17 protein-coding genes and 3 pseudogenes are annotated in these 18,464 nt (G+C 60.5%); 11 read left to right on the top strand and 9 right to left on the bottom strand.

Features of this window, described 5'->3' with window-relative positions:
* Both NKJ91_RS31520 and NKJ91_RS31515 read right to left on the bottom strand, forming a co-directional pair.
* A partial coding sequence (locus tag NKJ91_RS31520) for a CopG family transcriptional regulator (protein WP_352458619.1) occupies positions 1–226 on the bottom strand: 226 nt, incomplete at its 3' end.
* Positions 227–372: 146 nt separating this feature from the next.
* Positions 373–468, bottom strand: a pseudogene (locus NKJ91_RS31515) (cytochrome c biogenesis protein CcdA); the annotation flags it as partial.
* 241 nt (positions 469–709) lie between these two features.
* Between NKJ91_RS31515 and NKJ91_RS31510 the strand changes: the two are divergent.
* A complete protein-coding gene (locus tag NKJ91_RS31510; RefSeq protein ID WP_352458618.1) occupies positions 710–1,183 on the top strand; it encodes a peptidoglycan-binding domain-containing protein in 474 nt (157 codons plus the stop codon).
* 94 nt (positions 1,184–1,277) lie between these two features.
* Here NKJ91_RS31510 and NKJ91_RS31505 read toward each other — a convergent pair whose 3' ends face one another.
* On the bottom strand, positions 1,278–1,814 hold the full coding sequence (locus NKJ91_RS31505; RefSeq protein ID WP_031212166.1) for an OmpA family protein: 537 nt from the start codon (positions 1,812–1,814) through the stop codon (positions 1,278–1,280).
* Between the two features lie 185 nt (positions 1,815–1,999).
* Between NKJ91_RS31505 and NKJ91_RS31500 the strand changes: the two genes are divergently transcribed.
* Positions 2,000–2,593: a DUF6931 family protein gene (locus tag NKJ91_RS31500; protein WP_352458617.1), complete on the top strand. Its 594-nt coding sequence runs from the start codon at positions 2,000–2,002 to the stop codon at positions 2,591–2,593.
* Between the two features lie 74 nt (positions 2,594–2,667).
* Here NKJ91_RS31500 and NKJ91_RS31495 read toward each other — a convergent pair whose 3' ends face one another.
* The 3 genes from NKJ91_RS31495 to NKJ91_RS31485 form a co-directional block, all read right to left on the bottom strand.
* Positions 2,668–3,921 carry a caspase family protein gene (locus tag NKJ91_RS31495; protein WP_352458616.1) on the bottom strand — a complete coding sequence of 418 codons (1,254 nt, stop codon included), beginning with the start codon at positions 3,919–3,921 and terminating at the stop codon, positions 2,668–2,670.
* A gap of 10 nt (positions 3,922–3,931) precedes the next feature.
* Positions 3,932–5,041, bottom strand: a complete 1,110-nt coding sequence (locus NKJ91_RS31490) for an OmpA family protein (RefSeq protein ID WP_352458615.1) — start codon at positions 5,039–5,041, stop codon at positions 3,932–3,934.
* A gap of 466 nt (positions 5,042–5,507) precedes the next feature.
* Positions 5,508–6,590 (bottom strand): sensor histidine kinase, encoded by a 1,083-nt coding sequence (locus NKJ91_RS31485; RefSeq protein WP_352458614.1) that lies wholly within the window; start codon positions 6,588–6,590, stop codon positions 5,508–5,510.
* Positions 6,591–6,917: 327 nt separating this feature from the next.
* On the opposite strand from NKJ91_RS31485, the gene eglC reads away from it, so the two are divergent.
* From eglC to NKJ91_RS31470, 3 genes are all read left to right on the top strand, one after another.
* Positions 6,918–8,309: an endo-1,3-1,4-beta-glycanase EglC gene (eglC, locus tag NKJ91_RS31480; RefSeq protein ID WP_352458613.1), complete on the top strand. Its 1,392-nt coding sequence runs from the start codon at positions 6,918–6,920 to the stop codon at positions 8,307–8,309.
* A 103-nt stretch (positions 8,310–8,412) separates the two neighbouring features.
* Positions 8,413–10,158 (top strand): type I secretion system permease/ATPase, encoded by a 1,746-nt coding sequence (locus NKJ91_RS31475; RefSeq protein WP_352458612.1) that lies wholly within the window; start codon positions 8,413–8,415, stop codon positions 10,156–10,158.
* Positions 10,158–11,468, top strand: a complete 1,311-nt coding sequence (locus NKJ91_RS31470) for an HlyD family type I secretion periplasmic adaptor subunit (RefSeq protein ID WP_352458611.1) — start codon at positions 10,158–10,160, stop codon at positions 11,466–11,468. Before NKJ91_RS31475 ends, NKJ91_RS31470 begins: the two co-directional genes overlap by 1 nt.
* Before the next feature lie 746 nt (positions 11,469–12,214).
* On the opposite strand, the gene NKJ91_RS31460 is transcribed toward NKJ91_RS31470, so the two are convergent.
* Complete coding sequence (locus NKJ91_RS31460; RefSeq protein ID WP_352458610.1) at positions 12,215–13,141, bottom strand: YidB family protein; 927 nt, start codon at positions 13,139–13,141, stop codon at positions 12,215–12,217.
* Between the two features lie 459 nt (positions 13,142–13,600).
* Between NKJ91_RS31460 and xth the strand changes: the two genes are divergently transcribed.
* Positions 13,601–14,389 (top strand): exodeoxyribonuclease III, encoded by a 789-nt coding sequence (xth, locus tag NKJ91_RS31455; RefSeq protein ID WP_352458609.1) that lies wholly within the window; start codon positions 13,601–13,603, stop codon positions 14,387–14,389.
* Between the two features lie 74 nt (positions 14,390–14,463).
* Here xth and ligD read toward each other — a convergent pair whose 3' ends face one another.
* On the bottom strand, positions 14,464–16,242 hold the full coding sequence (gene ligD / locus NKJ91_RS31450) for a DNA ligase D (protein WP_352458608.1): 1,779 nt from the start codon (positions 16,240–16,242) through the stop codon (positions 14,464–14,466).
* A 156-nt stretch (positions 16,243–16,398) separates the two neighbouring features.
* Between ligD and NKJ91_RS31445 the strand changes: the two genes are divergently transcribed.
* From NKJ91_RS31445 to NKJ91_RS31435, 3 genes are all read left to right on the top strand, one after another.
* Positions 16,399–16,641, top strand: a complete 243-nt coding sequence (locus NKJ91_RS31445; RefSeq protein ID WP_352458607.1) for a DUF982 domain-containing protein — start codon at positions 16,399–16,401, stop codon at positions 16,639–16,641.
* A 363-nt stretch (positions 16,642–17,004) separates the two neighbouring features.
* Positions 17,005–17,244 carry a type II toxin-antitoxin system Phd/YefM family antitoxin gene (locus NKJ91_RS31440; protein ID WP_352458606.1) on the top strand — a complete coding sequence of 80 codons (240 nt, stop codon included), beginning with the start codon at positions 17,005–17,007 and terminating at the stop codon, positions 17,242–17,244.
* Between the two features lie 212 nt (positions 17,245–17,456).
* Entirely contained in the window at positions 17,457–17,618 is a 162-nt protein-coding gene (locus tag NKJ91_RS31435) for a PIN domain-containing protein (RefSeq protein ID WP_352458605.1), read from the top strand.
* 54 nt (positions 17,619–17,672) lie between these two features.
* Here the strand turns inward: NKJ91_RS31435 and NKJ91_RS31430 are convergent, their stop codons facing one another.
* On the bottom strand, positions 17,673–17,936 hold the full coding sequence (locus NKJ91_RS31430) for a type II toxin-antitoxin system prevent-host-death family antitoxin (RefSeq protein ID WP_352458604.1): 264 nt from the start codon (positions 17,934–17,936) through the stop codon (positions 17,673–17,675).
* Between the two features lie 84 nt (positions 17,937–18,020).
* Here NKJ91_RS31430 and NKJ91_RS31425 point away from each other — a divergent pair.
* A pseudogene (locus NKJ91_RS31425) lies at positions 18,021–18,203 on the top strand (recombinase family protein); the annotation flags it as partial.
* 171 nt (positions 18,204–18,374) lie between these two features.
* A pseudogene (locus tag NKJ91_RS31420) lies at positions 18,375–18,464 on the top strand (protein-L-isoaspartate O-methyltransferase family protein); the annotation flags it as partial.

Below are 18,464 nucleotides of genomic sequence, written 5' to 3'. Positions count from 1 at the left end.
ACAGCAACTCGTCACGCAAGGCATTGACAGTCTCAAGCGTGACAGGAGGTGCATCCGGCCGAGGCGACAATAGAGGAATCCCGTTGCGCTCGCCGCCGGCTTGCGGGCGGCGCAGCGAGCGCCGGGCGAGATCGGTGATGACCTCGCCGAGGCTGCGATCCTGCTGCCGGGCCATGGCCTTGGCCGCGATCAGGACGTCGTCATCGATCGCCAGTGTCGTTCTCATATCGCCCTCCTTGGCGCGCATCAAACATCACGCATCATATAGAGTAGCGACGACGGATACTCAAGCGGTACAATCGCGCACGAAATGGAGGCTCGATCCCGCCGCCGATAAGCGGGCCTTCCGACCGGCGCCGCATCCCTTGCGAGACCGGCGACATACGAAACATAGCCCGGCACCAGCGGCAGCATGCAGGGCGAAAGAAACGACACGATGCCCGTCGCGAAGGCGGCCAGCCCGCCGATATTCGAATTCGGGCATTGGTCAGCACCACCCCATCGTTGGGTTCATGCTCATTATCGACCAGTTTCCGAACGGTCGCTTCGCCGCTGTGGCGCGGCTGAGCATCGATAAGTTGAACACGCCCAAAGCCCAAAACTAACAGATCGCGGCGCGCGATGAGGACCAGGCGAATGCCAGCTCGGATTCTGCGGTGCGCACATCGGTCGGCGTTTCGAACCAGGTAAGCAAACAGCGGACACCGAATTGACAGAAAGTGCGATCGGTCTTGACCGCCAAAGCCGCATCGACCTGCAACTGCGCATCGAGGGGTTGGGCAACGAACTTGGCCGCATCGACGGAAACATAGGGCCGCAGACCCGCCGCGCGATCGGCATCTGGCAAGCCAAGAATGGTCTTCCGCCGACCACCTATCTGCCGCGCGAGCAACTTGCATTCCTCGTGGTTCGGACTGATCCGACGATGGAAGCCGTGCGTGCCGGATATACTGCCGATCAAGCCCGTACGACGCAGCCGAAAAAGCAGGTTGCGCAGAAGGTCCGCACCCAGCGGCCGGTGGCGCAGAAACCCCGCAAACAACAGCAGGTCGTTCAGAAACGGCGCTTCCGCAAGACCGTGGTGCGGCGGGACGATCCTCCGCCGCCCCAGGATAACGACTTCCTGACCAAGGCGTTGCTCTTCGGCTCCGGTGTGGTGGTGGGCGGCGTGCTCAAGAACTGACCGGGGTCGTTCCAAGCCTATTCGCCTGACTGCCGCTGCGCTTGCCACTCAGTTCCTGACGCACTGCTGCACAGTTTCAGGCGGCATCCGTACGCTACTCGGCCTTTATACGCATTTCCACGCGGCGGTTGACGGCGTCGTATGGATTCGGGCTACGCGGATGCGCTTCGCCCAACCCGATCGCGTTGATGCGGTCAGCCTCGATGCCACTGGATGTGAGGAAGGACGTCACCGATTGCGCTCGTCGCTGCGACAGCCGCTCATTGTAGTGCGCCGGACCGGAAGCGTCGGTGTAGCCTTCGACGACGAAGTGGAAAGTACTGATCCGGCTGTCCTTCAGGGCCTTGGCATACTCCTCGAGTTCAGCGCGTGCGGTCGCGTCGAGTTCGGCCGAATCCAGCCCGAAATTGATCAGCATGTCGAGACTGGATTTGTCGGCCGGCCCCTCTTTTGCCTTGGTCTTGCTCTTGCACTGCTCCTCCGTGCCGACACAAATCCCCCGAGACTTGCCGAGGTCGGCCGCGCCAGCAAAAAACTTGACGATGTCTTCTGATTTCTGGACAGGGTCGGCGGAAACATGGGTCGAGAAAGCCACGACCGCCAACACCAAGGGTGAACTGGCCCACCGCATAGCGGTTACTCCTGTTGAGCATCCGATATTACCAAGCGTGAATATACCACATTCCCACGCGTTTGTCTGTCAATAACGCCGAGCCTGGCTGTGTCGGCCGATCTCCCGTCCCCACGAGTTGAGACTTGACCGGCGCCACGCCGGGGGCTTGAGTACCGACTGGTCCTCGATGAAGGCGTGGCGTCATGGCCAATGGGCTCCGATTCAAAACGGCACGGGATCTTTTTGTGGCTTGTCCCGCTGTCGCGAGAGACATGAGAGCCCTTCCAACCGAGCAGCGTTCGATCGAGTTTTGCCGCGATCTCCTCGCCGGGCCCATTCCCGAAGAGGCGATCACGTTTTGTGCCTACCTGCTTCCTGATCGGGCTGCGGTCTGGTGGGCCCATGAATGCCTGGGGCATCTGAGCGAGCTGCTCGATAAGACAGATCAAGAGCTGCTCGCGCTTGTTCGCGACTGGGTTAGCGAACCGGACAGTCCCCGCCACCGCGCCGCAGTAAGCGAGGCTGCGGCAACCCCGCCGGCAACGCCGGGCGCCTGGATTGCCTTGGCTGCGGAATGGCGTGACAATGGTTTTGGCGTTGCCGGATCTGTCGTCGGCGCAGCCGCGCCAACGGCCTTGCCGCGACATCCTGCCGCCCATGCAGTCAATGCCGGTGTTCTAGCAGGGCTGGCGCGCGTCGCACTGGCGGACCGCTTTGCCGTTCTCTCCGCCTTTGTTGAAATGGGCCTGCAGTTGGCCGAGATCGAGGCGCAGCGCCAATCGGCTGATGCGTATTAGACCCGAACCATTCCAATAGACGCAGCTCCATGGTCTTGTTTGACCAGGGGTTTTCGAACCGAAGGGCCCAGATCTCACTTGCAGCCGCCTTGCGCCCATTTGGCCAGCGCCACCTTGAAGCGTGTCCCAAGCGGATGTTGCAGGCGTAGAACGGAGACATCGTTGGCGGCGAAATTTTTCGCCTGTTCGCATAGCCGATCCTCACTCCACTCATGACAGCCGTTGCAGTGCTTGCCCTCCCACACCGCCTTGTCGAGCCCTTCCACGGGAGTGAAGAGTGGTTTGCCTGTGATCAGCTCGGCGATACTCTTGCCGTCGATTGCTGGATCTCCGAAATCGACAGGTTGGTCGAAAAAGATCGGCTCGTCCGAAGCCAGTCTCGGGATTTTCTGACGCAGCACATTGAGCGCAAGCTGGGCATCGTCAGCGCCAGACGGTTTTGCCGCGGCGTTGCGCCCGCCCGAGGCGCCTTGCGATTGTTGCGGAGCGGTCGCCTCACCGACGATCAGTGGCGCGTTCAGATCCACCTCGTGCAGCACGACCTCGGTGGTGAGCGAGACATTGATCCACGGGCGCTGTTTGCCGGCCGTTGCTTTGAACACGTCGGCGGTAACCCTGTTCATTGCGTCGGTGATGGAGACGTTCGAGGCCCCGATATGGGCAAGCAGCGCCGACGTGAACGGCGAGTGTTCGCTCGATCCGTCATAGGCGACCTGATTGGGACTGGTGGAAAAGGCGACCAGCGTGCCAGCGCCGGCATTCTCGATCGGGATTTCGGCAAGGCCACTTCTCGCTCCCTTGACGCCTGCGGTCTTTGCCAACACCTCGGCCAAGGGATTGTCGCGACAGGCGTCGAGAAAAATCAGCCTTATGCTGGTCTCGCGCGACATTTGCCGCAAAACGAAATCCACCGGCACCGCTTCGAAGTCGAGCGAGGTCTCGTCTTCCAGTGCGGCATCGACCGGAAGCAGGTAGTTGCTGCCTGAAACCTGCAAGCCGTGGCCGGCGTAAAAGAAAAGGGCAATATCGGCGCCGCGAACCTGCTTTGCGAATTGCGCAATGGTCGTCTGGGTCTGCAATTTGGTCAGATCGAACCCGGAGACGACTTCAAAATCCAGGCTTTTGAGACGTTCGGCAACAGCCTGCGCGTCGTGTACCGGGTTGGTCAGCGCCGGCGCATGCTGATACTGGGAGTTGCCAAGGACCAGAGCAACACGGCGTTCGGCGTTGGCCGCCGTCAAGGTCAACAACAGCGAGAGCATCACCAGCCCGATCGCGCCTAGGACACCAATAAACCAAGCAATCAGATCGAAGCCCCGCCGGAACAAAGGCCCTTCCTCAGTTGACGAGCTTGGTGGCGGAAAACTCTATCCGCCGATTGAGCGCCTTGTTCTTCGGCGTGTCGTTGCCAGTAACCGGCCGCTCCTCGCCATAACCGATCGCCGTGATCTGCGTGTGAGCAATTCCTGCGGCAACAATGGCCTCAGCTACGGCCTGGGCCCTCCGCTCCGACAGGAGCTTGTTGGCGGCGGACGACCCGTCGGAGTCGGTGTGGCCGGAAACCTCCACCTTCAGGCCCGGGCACTTGCCGACGACGCCAACGACCTCCTCCAGTAGCGGACGGCTTTGGGTGTCGAGCCGTGCGCTCGCCGGCCGAAAATAGATGGCTCCTGTGCGCGAGAGCACCGCGAACCGGTTGAGGCACTCCTCGTCGCTGAAGTTCGCCTTCGCAGCATCGGTGGCAACGGGCCCGACGTCGGCGGTGCTTGCCGCGACGGTCTGGACGGCCGCGGGCTTGCTGCCATCGGCGTTGAACACGAAATCGAACGATACCGAAGCGGTCGGAACAATGTTGGCCACATTGGCGGCCTGCTGCAGCTTGTCGACATTCGGCAGCAGTCCGAAGTCCTCGACATGCACGGCGACGGGGGCTTCCGAAGCGACGGAAACCATGCTGTCGCTGATCAAGGTCACGACGACATTGGCCTCGAGATCCTTGTCGACCCCGTGCAGGTTGAGGCGGAATGGAAGCACTGCCTTCATCCTTCGCTTCGTCGCAAGGTCGGCAAACGCCGCAGGGTCCACTTTTGCGGTCAGTTCGGCGGCCGGATACTTGAATGTCTCGAAGAAAAGGAACCGCATGCGGACGTTTCGAAGGTCGACGCCGGTATCGACTGAATTGAGGTCGAACGTGATTTTGGCCTCACCCGTCGAAGAAAGGGTGCCGGCGATGTTCCTGATCTTGTTGGTTTCAACGATCGTGTTCTTCTTGACCGACTGGTAGGTGAGCACCGAAGCGGTTGGATCGAGTGTCCAGTTCGTCTGTGCATTCGCGCTTTCCAGTCCGGGTAAAAACAGCACCGACAGCGCGACCATGAAGCCGAAGATATTTGTGGCGAGCCAGCTTCCTGGCCTCGCTTTCCTGCAGGATGCAACGACTTCGAACATGGCCCCCTCCCCTGCCTAAAGCGACAGACCGAGCATCGATACCTTGCACTAAGCGATGCCGCCAGAGACCATAGAACACTTGCCCCCGCTTGGCGAGTATCTGTCCAATTGACCGCAAGGGGTGCAAATTCCGCTCAGGCGCGAGATGCGGAAGTCCAGCAAAATGGCGATGCACGAACGCTGCCTCCGCAGCAGCCCTTGTTGGCGGATATTGTAGCTTGCTGGAGAATATGTATTACGGCAGAACGCCACCTGCCGGCTTTTTTAAGGCCGGTCACGCTAAACTAGCCTAACGAGCGAAACGCCCGCATACTTCATCCTGCTTCCCCCGCGGACGTACCTGCCGGCTCTTCGATGGAAGATTTCGATCGTAGAAGGAGGCCGTTTCAGGCTCGTCCGGGCCAGCACCTGCCCAAGGCCGCGGCATGAAGCCAGCTGTCAGCCTGGTATGTTCGACGGCAATTTTTCAGCTTGCTGCCGCCGATCGTTTGAAGATGATGGTCACCTTCGTCCCTTTGCTGGCGCTAGAGTCTACCGCGAACTGCGCCTTGGCGTTCTCGGTCAGCGAGCGCGCGATCAGCGCTCCGAGCTTGCCTGGCTTGGGCCACGTCTCGCCTTCCGGCAGGCCGATTCCGTCGTCCGCCACTATAACCCGGCAGCCGTCGCCATTGACGATGCTGTGCAGCGTTATCGTGCCGCCGTCGCGTTCCCGGAACGCATGCTTTAGTGAATTGGTCAGCAATTCGTTCACGACCAGTCCCGCCGGCATGGCGACGTTTATTGACACGGGATATGTATCCACCTTCATATCCAGGCGGATCCCCTCGACTGCATGCGAACTCATCACCGCGGACGCGATCTGGCTGAGATAGACGCCAAGATCGACCTCCTCCTTCGGCTCGTCGGCCGTTAGCGTCTGGTAGAGGATCGCCAGAGCGTCGACGCGACCGGCGAGCCGCTCAAACCGTCTCCGGTCGGCCTCGGGCGCGTTGCGGCTTTCCAGCCGGATCAGTGCGGTGATCATCTGCAGGTTGTTCTTTACCCGGTGCTGCAGTTCGCGTAGCAGCGTGTCTTTCTCGCTGACACGCTCCTCCACCGAGCGCTCATCTCCCGCCTCGCCATGGGCCGATACGTCGACCAGCGCCACCAGCCGGAAGCACATCTTGCCGTTGTCGTCCTCGATCACGTTGGAATAAACGTCGACGATCGTCGGCTTATCATCGTTGCGTTCCAGCCTGTAGGTGCCGACTAAATCGGTTTCCTCGACCACGGCCTCGGCAAGCGGCCGGTCCTTCTGCTCGTGGAGGCCTTTGCCCAAAAGGGCTGCCCAGTTTTCTCGTGTGAGCCTGGCGGCCATCAGGCCTGAGAGCTTCTCGAATTCGGGATTGGCGTAGACCACACGCTCCTCAGCGGCAAGGTCCGAAACGGCTATGGCGATCGGTACCTGGTCAAGGAATTTTTTGAACTGTTCGCTTTCCAGTGCGGTTGCAAGTTCAGGTGTATCGAGCAACTGCTCGACCGCCGCGGCCTTCTCTGAGTCAGATGTCATTTGCGCGCCTGTTCCGTGCGTACAATATCAACAATGCAGCGCCCCCGCCATCGCCAAGGCTGCATTTCGCACCGCGTCATGCACCTGACAACAGGCCTTGCGTCGTGTGCAACGGCCATACGTCTAATATTGCGACCGGCCGAAGAGAGCGGCAAGCGCCGGGGTGCTTGTGCCCTGAAGGGGTCAGGCGGCCCCGGGCAAGTGGCTGCGCTGCGTATTAAGCTTTTGGTAACTCTCCAAACTCGAAAGCTAAATGGTACTGGCTCCTTTTGCTCTCAATAGGTGTTAGGCCCGATATCGAGGCGAGAAAGAGGAGAAAGGACCAGAATGGCCTACGTACTGAACGCCAAGGGTGTTCCACTCCCCTACAGCGGGTCCTCCGTGAAGTGGTATTCGGCGACGAATTCCGGCCCGACACTTTATGGCAGCATCTACAACGACTCCATGTACGCCGACGGTAGCGTCACCGTGACGATGTACGGCGGCAAGGGCGATGACATCTATTATCTGTATTCCTCCAAAAACAAGGCGGTCGAGCTGCCCAACGAGGGTGTCGACACCATCTCGACCTGGATGAGTTACAAGCTCCCAGCGAATTTCGAGAACCTGACGGTCACCGGCGACAAACACTATGCTTTCGGAAACGAGCTAAACAACATCATTACCGGCGGCTCCGGCCAACAGACGCTCGACGGTTTGCAGGGCGATGACGTTCTCAAGGGCGGATCCGGTGCGGACATTTTCGTCGTGACCCCCGGCAACGGCAGTGACCTGATCCTCGACTTTGGCGCCGATGATACCGCGCGCGTCGGGAGCTTCGGCTTCACCTCCTTCGAGGATGTGCACGCCAACATGGTCCAGTCGGGGGCGAACGTCAGACTTAACCTGTCCGATGACGAGTTTCTCGTTTTCGCCAATAAGACCATCGACCAGTTCAACCCAGGCCAGTTCGATCTGGCCCTAGACAGGTCGCATCTGGAACTCACCTTCTCGGACGAGTTCAACACGCTCGACCTGTGGAATGGCTCGAGCGGCACCTGGGACTCGAACTTCTGGTGGGGCGCCGCGAACGGCAGCTCGCTCACGAGCAACAAGGAGCTTCAATGGTATATCGATACCAACTATGCCCCGACGCGTTCCGTCAGCCCGTTCAGCGTTGAGGACGGTGTTCTCTCGATTACCGCCGCCCGGGCTCCCGCGGCAATCCAGCCCTACATAAACGATTACAAATACACGTCAGGTTTGCTGACGACCTATGAGTCCTTCGCACAAACCTACGGCTATTTCGAAATTCGGGCTGACATGCCCGAAAAGCAAGGTGTATGGCCGGCCTTCTGGCTTCTCCCGGCTGACGGCTCCTGGCCACCGGAACTGGACGTCGTGGAAATGCTCGGTCAGGATCCAAACAAGCTCATTCTGACAAGCCACTCCAACGAGACGGGAACTCATACGACAGTGTCCTCGACGGCCTATGCCGCAGATACCGAAGGGTTCCACACTTACGGAGTGCTGTGGACAGAAGACGAACTCGTCTGGTATTTCGATGACGTCGAAGTTGCTCGTGCCGCAACGCCTTCCGATATGCACGACCCCATGTATATGCTGGTCGATCTGGCGGTTGGTGGCCTCGCGGGAGCGCCCGCCGACGGGCTTGCGACACCTGCGGAAATGCAGATCGACTACATCCACGCGTACGCGCTGAACGATTGGCATATCTAGGCGCAAAACCTGACGCTGGCTGCGGTATGGAGATGTCGTAACCAAGCCTGATTGCGGGCACGATCTTTGCGCCCGGGACTGAACTTGAACCGATGTGAAGGCGATGTCGCATTCCCATTCGTCCGAGCCGCCACGAACAACCCTCGCTGCGGTTTTGGCTTCTTTCCGCCGCGCGTTCGCTGGAATTGCCCTGATGAGCGGCGTCGTCAATGTTCTGGCGCTGACCGGCTCGTTCTTCATGCTGCAGGTCTATGATCGAGTCGTACCCGGCCGCAGTGTGCCGACGCTTGTCGGGCTTGCCGTATTTGCCGGCATGCTGTTCATTTTCCAAGGCGTTCTTGAGCTTATCCGGTCGCGGTTGCTTGTGCGCATCGGGATGGCTTTGGATGCGCGATTGAGCGGGCAAGTCTATACCGCCCTTATGCGTTTGCCGTTGCGCACCAAGCTCCCAGGCGACGGCCTTCAGTCGTTGCGGGATCTTGACCAGGTGCGTTCGTTTCTGTCGAGCACTGGTCCGACTGCGCTTTTCGACCTGCCCTGGATGCCGCTGTATCTGGCAATATGCTTCCTGTTCCATCTCTGGATCGGCATGACGGCGCTGGCAGGCGCTATCATTCTCTCGAGCCTGACTGTGCTTGCCGAAGTTCGCACCAGGGAGCCTGCGAAGAGGGCAAACAGCCAGGCGGCAGCGCGCAATAGCCTTGCTGAGGCGACGCGTCGCAATGCAGAGGCTCTGCAGGCGATGGGCTTTGGCGCGCGCATCGCCGAGCGCTGGTCAAGCGTCAACGCCGACTTTCTCAACACGAACGCAAGAGCCAGCGACCTGGCTGGGACGCTCGGCACGATCTCGAAGATCCTGCGCATGATGCTGCAGTCGGGTATACTGGCGATCGGCGCCTATCTGGTCATTCATCAAGAAGCGACAGCCGGTATTATGATCGCCAGTTCGATTATGATGAGCCGGGCGCTCGCACCGGTCGAACTGGCTATCGCCCACTGGAAGGGTTTCGTCAGTGCTCGCCAGGCATGGACCCGGCTGAGCCAGCTTTTGGCCCTGCTTCCTGAAATTGCCACGAGTGTCTCGCTGTCGGCACCTGTATCTGCTCTTGCGGTAGAAAGCATCTGTGTCACGCCACCCGGCGAGCGTCGTGTGGTTGTGCAGGATGTCGGGTTCGCGCTAGAAAGGGGTGCCGGCCTTGGCATTGTCGGACCGAGTGCGTCCGGAAAATCATCGCTTGTCCGAGCAATAGCCGGGATATGGCTTCCAGCCCGCGGGACCGTCAGGCTGGACGGAGCAACGCTCGACCAGTGGTTGCCACAAGAACTGGGCAACCATGTCGGCTATCTGCCGCAGGATGTGCAACTGTTCGATGGCACCATTGCCGAGAACATCGCACGCTTCGAACCTCAAGCCTCTTCGGACAAGATACTGGCGGCTGCGCGCGCGGCCGGCGTTCATGACCTTGTCGTCCATCTGCCGGAAGGCTACGAAACGCGGATCGGCGAGGCCGGGTCGGCGCTTTCGGCGGGCCAGCGACAGCGGGTTGCGCTCGCACGGGCACTCTATGGCGATCCGTTCCTCGTTATCTTGGACGAGCCCAATTCCAACCTCGATTCCGAAGGGGAGGCCGCGCTGGCGGCGGCAATTGAGGGCGTGCGGGCGCGAGGCGGCATTGCTGTCGTGGTCGCCCATCGGCCGAGCGCGCTTGCAAGCCTGGATCAGGTACTCGTCATGTCTAACGGCCGTGTCCAGGCGTTTGGCCCCAAGAATGAGGTCTTGAGCAAGGTAACCCGTTCGGGCGGCGTTCCCCTGAAGGTCGTCTCCGGCCCTGAGGAGGCGACACACTGATGACGCAACACGCGGCATCGGCGATCGACCGGACTATTCGACGCTATCTGTTCGGCGGCCTCGCGGTCTGCATGCTCCTGGTTGGTGGGGCGGGAAGCCTGGCCGCGGTCACGGAGCTTTCTGGAGCCGTCATTGCTTCGGGAAGGCTGGTCGTCGATTCCAGCGTTAAAAAGGTGCAGCATCCAACGGGTGGCGTGGTCGGTCAGATCCTCGTGCGAGAAGGCGACGCCGTGAAGGCGGGCCAGGTTTTGATCCGTCTCGATGAAACCGTGACCCGGGCCGATTTAGCCATGGTCACCAAGAGCTTGGACGAATTCGAGGCCCGTCTGGCCCGCCTCGAAGCCGAGCGCGATGGCACTGACACCATCGCCTTCCCATCTTCGCTGACGTCGCGGCAGGACGATCCTGAGATCCGGCGTGCGATGGCCGGCGAGCAGTCCTTGTTCGAATTTCGTCGCCAGGCACGCGCTGGCCAGAAGGCTCAGTTGAGAGAGCGCATTGCTCAGCTCGCCGAAGAAGTCGCCGGCTTGAGCGAGCAAAGGGATGCTAAAAGCCAGGAAATCAAATTGATCGGGCTTGAGCTCGACGGCATGCGCAAGCTCTGGGAACGCAAGCTGGTTTCAATCGATCGCATAACGACACTTGAGCGTGACGCAGTCCGGCTTGAAGGCGAACATGGGAAGCTGACTGCCGCAATCGCGCAATCGAAGGGCCATACATCCGAAATCCGCTTGCAGATCATTCAGATCGGCCAGGATTTGCGCAGCGAGGTGGCAACCGAGCTCCGTGACGTCCAGGCAAAGCTTGCCGAGTTGGTCGAGCAAAAGGTCTCGGCCGAAGATCAGCTCAAGCGTATCGATATACGCAGCCCGCAAACTGGCGTGGTCCATCAGCTTGGCGTGCATACGGTCGGCGGCGTCATATCCGCGGGAGAGCTCATCATGCAGATTGTCCCTGTGACAGACGATCTGACGGTCGAGGCGCGTGTGGCACCGCAAGACATCGATCAGCTGATGCCAAGGCAGAGCGCAACGTTGCGACTTTCGGCCTTCAACCAGCGGATAACGCCTGAGCTGAATGGTGTCGTCAGTGAGATCTCCCCCGATCTCAGCATCGATGAGCGAAACGGCGCGAGCTTCTATACTGTGCGTGTCAGCCTGCCGCGCACAAAGCTTACAAGGCTGAAGGGCCTGACCTTGTCGCCCGGTATGCCTGTCGAGGTGTTCTTCTCGACCGGCAGCCGCACAATGCTGTCTTACCTCGTAAAACCTCTGGCAGATCAAATCCAACGGGCATTCAGGGAGGATTGAGTTCGCGTGACGGACTCGGCCATAACCCATGCCGTGCTTAGAGCGTGATGATTAGGTTGCGGCATACTCGGCCTCGGTGAAGGAGTTGGCGCATTCCTTTGATGTGAGAGTGTCGTGGATTTTCCCGATGCTCGCAGATGGCGTCGGTGTTGCGTCTGGCGGCCGTTCTCAGCACGTGTTTGGTTTGGCGAGGAGCATCTCGATCGGATCAGGTCTGGCGAGTATTTCGGCAGGAAGAAGAGCTTGGCGCCGGCGTTGCTGACGGCGTGCCGGACGGCCATGACGACGATGTCGCCCGGCTTGAGGGCCGGCAAGAGCACCTTCTCGACATAGAGCCGGAAGCCATTGATCGGCCCGTCTGTGAGCATCGGGCGGCGGCCCGGTCCACTGCGCCCGCCGACGCGCCAAGTCGGGCCGATCTTGCGCGCCCCCGCTGGATGATGACGAACGGCTATCGACATCTTCTTCGTTGTCGCTCCAACCGTCGGTTGGTCGACGCACTGCCGGTGAGAGCCTAACGTTCCTGGACGGTACGCGCACCGGGCAAGCCCGCCCCCGCATCCCCCATGCCCGGTGCAAAGGCGCTCCGATCGGTCCCGCCGTCCTGGCATGTACGGCGGGACTTTTTGCGATAGGCCTTGGAACCCGCGGTGAAGGCCAGCAACTTCTCCCTCACACATTGCTGCCAGGTCGGTGGCCCCGAAGCCGGCGTCTCCTAGTTTCAGCCTGCTTTGTCGCAGATGGCGCTAAGTACGGCCAGCTCCTGGTACCTCGTCCAAGAGATCTGGACCGTTGCCCGCGGGCAGCTGGCCGTCGGGCGTAAGCTTGTCCACAGCGTCGGGCAATTCTCTTGTGAGCCGGTCGAGAAGTTCGTCATGGGACAATCCGGTTTGCTCAGCCAGATCGCTCAATGTTTGCGGGTCGATTGCTTTCTCAACCTGATCGCGCTGAACGGGCCGGTTTGATCCTTTACTTACCCACGAATCAACCTGATCGCCCGCACCCGCATTTCTGAGACGGTCCAGGATGTCGCCGAGGCCGCCAGGGGAGCCAGCGACGACAATCCCGTACTGTTCCGTTGCGACTGCGCGGCCCAGGGTAGGTAGATCTTGAACTGGCAACGGGTAGCGATGGCGCCGGCGTTCAGCAGCCCGCTTTTGTGCGGCCTTATATGCTTCGGTGTTCCTGGCAGCCGCACGTCGCAGTTTCCTTTCCTCCGGTTCGGCAAGCTGCGCAGCCTTTTCGACGTTTGGCCATCGGCGCCGGAGCTCTTCATATGAGCGGAATGGAACTCTCCAGGCCCTCAACTCATCGTCCCAACTCGCCCACGGAACCGCACGCAATTCTTCAAGCACCGTCCTCGAATATGGCGTGCGAATACGGAGGTCGTCCGCAATTTCCAGATACCGGCTCGAAATTGGGTCGAAGGCGAAGGCATCGCGTCCCTTGCTATCGTCATGGGGCGCCCGTAACGCTACCTCTTTCGCCAGCCAGCGGTCGATCCGCCGGGCTGCTGTGTTGCCGGGGACAAACCAGCTCCTGCGCTCGTCGCTCCATCTGGCACGCGGAAAAGCTTGCTGAAACCGCTCCACCGCCATTCGATCGAACGAAAAGCGGGCTTCGGCACCAGGTGCCTCGCGTTTCTGCGGCGGGGGACGAGCGTCGGATTCCATCGTAGTGCATCAGTCGAGTTCGCTGCACGGAACGCAGCGCCGGCCCTAAAGGTTCACCAGCCGGATAAGCCCCGCGGGAATATGGCGCCTGAACCCTGATGCCCAATGCTCAGGACGCGCGCAGTGAAACTTTCCCCACACTCGTCAGTTAAGGAGTGCCGAGAGGACGAATGATGTCTAAATCAGATGAGAGCGGCTGCGGCCGTGCGGCCGAAAAAGGCTCGTTCGCGTCCCATAAAAGGGGCGGACGCAGAGGTGAAACATGCCCTCGAGACACAGGATCTGTCGCCAACTCAGGCGCGGGAATTGGTGCGTCGGTACGGAAACGACTGGCGAAAGATTGGCGAGGCAGCCAAGTCCTATAAAGACGACTGACAACTCCCCCATTGCCGGCATGATGCGAGGATCAGCACCTGAGCCTTCCATTGCCAATGGGCAAATGTTTGTTGAGAACTCCGAGTGACCCGCATCGCGACCTTCAACTTGAACGGCGTGAACGGTCGCCTGCCCTTGCTCATCAAGTGGCTGGGTCAGACCGACTATGACATCGTGTGCCTTCAAGAATTGAAGACTTCGGATGAGAAATTTCCCGCCGAAGCCGTCAGGAACGCCGGTTACGGCGCGATCTGGCACGGGCAAAAATCCTACAATGGTGTAGCTGTACTCGCCAGGGGAAAGGAGCCGCTGGAGCGTCGACGCGGCCTGCCGGGTGATCCCGACGATACTCACAGCCGGTATATCGAGGCAGAGGTGGATGGGATCGTCGTGGGGTGCATCTACCTGCCCAACGGCAATCCAGCGCCCGGCCCGAAATTCGACTATAAGCTCCGCTGGTTCGACCGTCTGATCAGCTACGGCCAGTTGCTGCTCAGGGAAGGGATCACAAGCGTTCTGTGCGGCGACTATAATGTCGTCCCAACGCCGATCGATGCCGTGGTGCCGAGACGTTGGCTAGGCGACGCAGTCTACTTTCCGGAGAGCCGGCAGGCCTACGCCGAAATGCTTGGTAACGGCTGGATTGATGCCGTCCGTACCATCCATCCGGAAAAAGGCATCTACACGTACTGGAACTTCTCCTACCGGGGCGGCTATGATCGAAGTTCCGGCCTGCGAATGGATCATCTCCTCGTCAGCCCATCACTTTCGAACAGGTTACGTGATGCCGGCGTGGACGCTGACTTGCGAGGCTGGGAAAAGCCGAGTGATCATGCGCCAGCCTGGATAGAGCTCGACGCGTCCGGCAAGTAGTTGACATGATCGAATGTTCGGCGGAATCGCTGGGCGTCTTCGCCCACTGCTAATAGAATGCTCTGCGAGATTGCTCACGCTGCCTTTCTGGCTGCTGCCCTGAACGGACGGTCAATGGTGAAGGCATCTGGACGGATAGCTGCCTCCACCTGGCTCCAGGTCACCGGATGAGCAATTGGGAAACCGGGTCGCGCCCGCGGGGAGAAGGCCCCGACCGCCGTGTTGCCGCGCCCATTGCGGAGATAGTCAATGAAGATACGGCCCTTTCGGGCTGACGGTGCGGCGGAGAGGAGAAAACGATCAGGATGGGCCTCAGCGAGGCGATTGGCGAACGATCGCGCGAGGAGCCGGGCGCTATCGTGCGTGATCTTCGTCTCAAGGTGGGCCATCAAGTGAATGCCCTTGCCGCCCGTCACCTTCGGCCAGCTCTCCAGACTTTCCGCTTCCATGATGTCGCGAAGTGCCAGCGCGGTCTCGATGACTTCATCCCACTCGACCTCCTCGCCCGGATCAAGGTCCAGAACGATGCGGTCGGCATGCTCGATGTCGTCAACGGTGGCATTCCAAGGATGCAGCTCTACCGCATCCATCTCGACCAGCCCCAGCAAGCCGGCAAGGTCGTCCACCCACACGCGCACACCTTCGCCACCCTCGCGCTTTTGAACACGCAACTGATGCACTGCTGCTGGGATCTTCGGCAGCGCGCCTTTGTGGTAGAAGGTTGCCCCGAGAGCATGGCGGACCAGCTTCAGCGGTCGGTGGCCGAGATGGACGAGTGCGTGATCGGCAACCCTCTGCCAATAGCGCGCAAGCTCTTCCTTGGAGGGCGAGACCGCGTCGGGCAGCAGTTGCAGGATGTTCTCGCTGGGAACGCCATGTTCCTGGGCTGGCCCACGTCGCCTTGATGGCGCCGGAGGCTTGGCCGGGATCGCCACGAGGTCTTCTCGCAGCCCCTTGAATACTGCCTCGCGCAACACGCCGCGATCAGTGACGCCACTGAATTGCACCTCGGCCTGCACGTCTGGTCTGACCCAGGTTGCCTTCGGTTTCACGATGGGCTCTGACAGCGGCGACGTGCTGATGATCAGCGGGTCGAGCCGCTCTCGGACCGATTGCGCAGCGCTCAAGGTATAGCCGCTGCGAGCCTTCCCGGCATAGAGCAGTCGGTCGCCCTCGCGGCGCCCGATGTAGAGCGATGCAATGCGACGCGGATGAGCGCCGAGTTTCTCGACGAAAGCGACAATGGGAAAAGTGTCGCTCTTGATGCACTTCACTTTGAGCCAACTGGTCTGGATACCCGAGCGATACGTGGCATCTGTGCGCTTGGAGACGATGCCCTCCAATCCCATCCGGCAGGCATGTTGAAACACGTCTTTGCCACTCACCTCCAGATGCTCGGCATAGGTCAGTGTCGGCGCTGAGCCCTTCAGCAGCTTCTCCAGCGCTGCCTTGCGCTTGACCAGCGGCTGCTGTCGTAGATCGCGGCCGTTCAGGTGCAGCAGGTCGAAAGCGTAAAAGATGAGCCTGACCGAGTTTGGATTGCCCAACTCCCGTTCCAACGCTTGGTAATCCGGCAGGCCGGTATCGCCGAGAACGACAGCCTCTCCGTCGATGATCGCCGCCTTCACCGGCAAGCCCGCAGCTGCTTGAACAATTCGTCGGTATCGATCAGACCAGTCGTAGCCACGGCGCGTGAAGGCCCGCGCTTTGCCGCCCTCAATGATCAGCTCGGAGCGGTAGCCATCGTACTTGATCTCATGAAGCCATTCGCTGCCCTCAGGCGCGTTCTCGACCAGCGTGGGCGACTGAAACTCAATGAAAGATAGCTGGCCATCCCCAGCTTTGGAACTCATGGCACACTCCTGACTTCCCACCCAACTTTGGTGCCGCTGAATAGGTTCCGCAACAGAGCTGGCCGGAGGAGTAGGGTCCCGAGCCGGTTTACCCGATCCTTGCTCGAACCAGGCTTGGTTGAGGGAACTCTTAGTTAAGCCGTCACTTATGTACGAATGTCGCTCCATTGGTTCTCTCCGCCGGTCTCCGTAAGGACCACCCGTCCTGGCATTGCTTATCAGTGCAACAACGTGGAGGGGGCCGCCGAGCAACTATTGCAGTGGACCAAGCGTGGCCCCAAGTGGCACAGCGCAGTGCAGCTCTGCATGGACGCCATGATCGATCAGGTGAAACCCGAAGTGGTCCGCAGGGCGTTTCTCGAAGCGGCCAAGGAAGAGGGAAACCTACTGCCTCCTTAGCATCTGCGACCGAAAGCCCTACTCTTGGTCGGGCACGAACCTGACAGAGAGCTCATCGGCTCTGCAGCCAGGCGGCGGTCGTAGAACTGGCAAGCGAGGACCATTGGCTTGCCCGACTACCGCTGCGCCTTCAGCGATAGTCAAGCTATCCGGCATTTAAGTTGACTTGCAGGGGATTTTCTCTGGCGGCCTTCTCACTATCGATAATTCCCGCTTATCGATAGTGACTTGACCAAGGCTTGACCATCCGGCGAAATCGGCGCTGTCGTGGCGCAGAATTGCAATTGCCGGGCAAAGCAGCGCTCGTATCGACGACAGCGCACGGCCCGCCGCAGCACAGGAAGCTCGTACGAGGACAAAGCAATGACCGTCACGGTGAAGGTCGGCGAGGCCAAGACACACCTTTCCGAGCTGCTGGCCAGGGTCGAAGCTGGCGAGGACATTGTCATCGCGTGCGGCAACGATCCGATCGCCAAACTGACGCGGATTCAGCGCCGCAGCGACGTCGAGGCGGCAATCGAGGAGACCAGGGCTGCGCGCGCCCGCGCAAAGCCCGTGACGCAGGAGGAGGTCAGGGCCTGGCGCGACGAAGGACGTCATTAGCGATCCTCGTCTGACGCCGTTCGTCGTCGACGTCTCGGTTGCTGCCGCCTGGGTGCTTCCCGACGAGAATGACGCGGCGGCCGAAGCCCTTCTGCGCCAGCTTCCAGGCGCGACTGCTCTTATCCCTTCGCTGTTCTGGCATGAAGCGCGCAGCGTCGTCTTGACGGCCGCTCGAGGATGCCGGAGCGGGCCAGGACGGCAAGATTTTGGCGTTGGCGGCACGCCACCAGCTCATCGCCTATGACGCCAGCTATCTGGCGCTCACCATCGAGAGCGAGCTTCCGCTTGCCACGCTTGACCGCAGGCTCGCCGCAGCCGCGCTCGCCGAAGGCGTCGCGATCCCCGCTCCGTGCGGCGAAACGAAAGACCCCTGACATGACCACAAAACCGCCCGCCTGAGAGGAATAACGAAAGAGCCGATCTTGCTTTCAGCCGGCGGCATTTTTTGCCATCAAGCGTCTTGCGCCGGGGAGCTCGTCGTTAAGATGGTCAAGACCCGGCTCCATTTCGGAGGCTTCGACCGGAGCGATTTCGTCCGCGCTGAGCTCCGCTGTCATCTCGACCCGCCGGTCGCGCTTCGACAGCCGGACAAAATCCTCGTGGGCCAGCAGCACGGTGCGCGGGCGGCCGTTCTTGGTGATGATGACCGGATCGCGGACCGCGGCATCGTCTTCAGGCCTCACCAGACGCATTCATACGTTCGTTTTCTGGCACATTCCTTATGTGTATAAACACCCCAAAAAAAGCCCTGTCAAAAACGACCGAATGCGCGCACAATCGCGAGTGCCCCCAGCTGCGGCCTCATTGGTGATGCCCGCGTCTCGACCGAGGACCAGGCGAGCGCCCAAGTCGACGAACTCAAGGCGGCCGGCGGCCGCTTGGTCCATCAGGAGCACGGCTCCGGCGCCTCGCGCTCCCGGCCGGTGCTGGCGAAGCTGATGCGCGCCAAAGCCGTGGGGCTATGTCGATATGGCGCCCAGAATCTCCAGGGTCGCCGCCGGCGATAGCCTGCCAAGACTGTCACCCACGCTTGCCCTGGACACCCGTAATGGAAACGACGGCGGGCGCTACCGTGACGAACAGGATATAATGCTCACCGGCGGCAAGCTGGTTGAGGAAGCCCCACCGTCATGAAGCCAATGAACGAAGAGCACCTCGCGGTCCTACGCAGGCACATGGTCGAGATGATTGCAATCCATACCGACCTTGCAAGCGAAGAA

The sequence above is a fragment of the Mesorhizobium sp. M0040 genome, from assembly GCF_040323505.1.
Lineage (GTDB): Bacteria > Pseudomonadota > Alphaproteobacteria > Rhizobiales > Rhizobiaceae > Mesorhizobium.
This window is presented reverse-complemented; position numbering and strand designations above follow the sequence as displayed.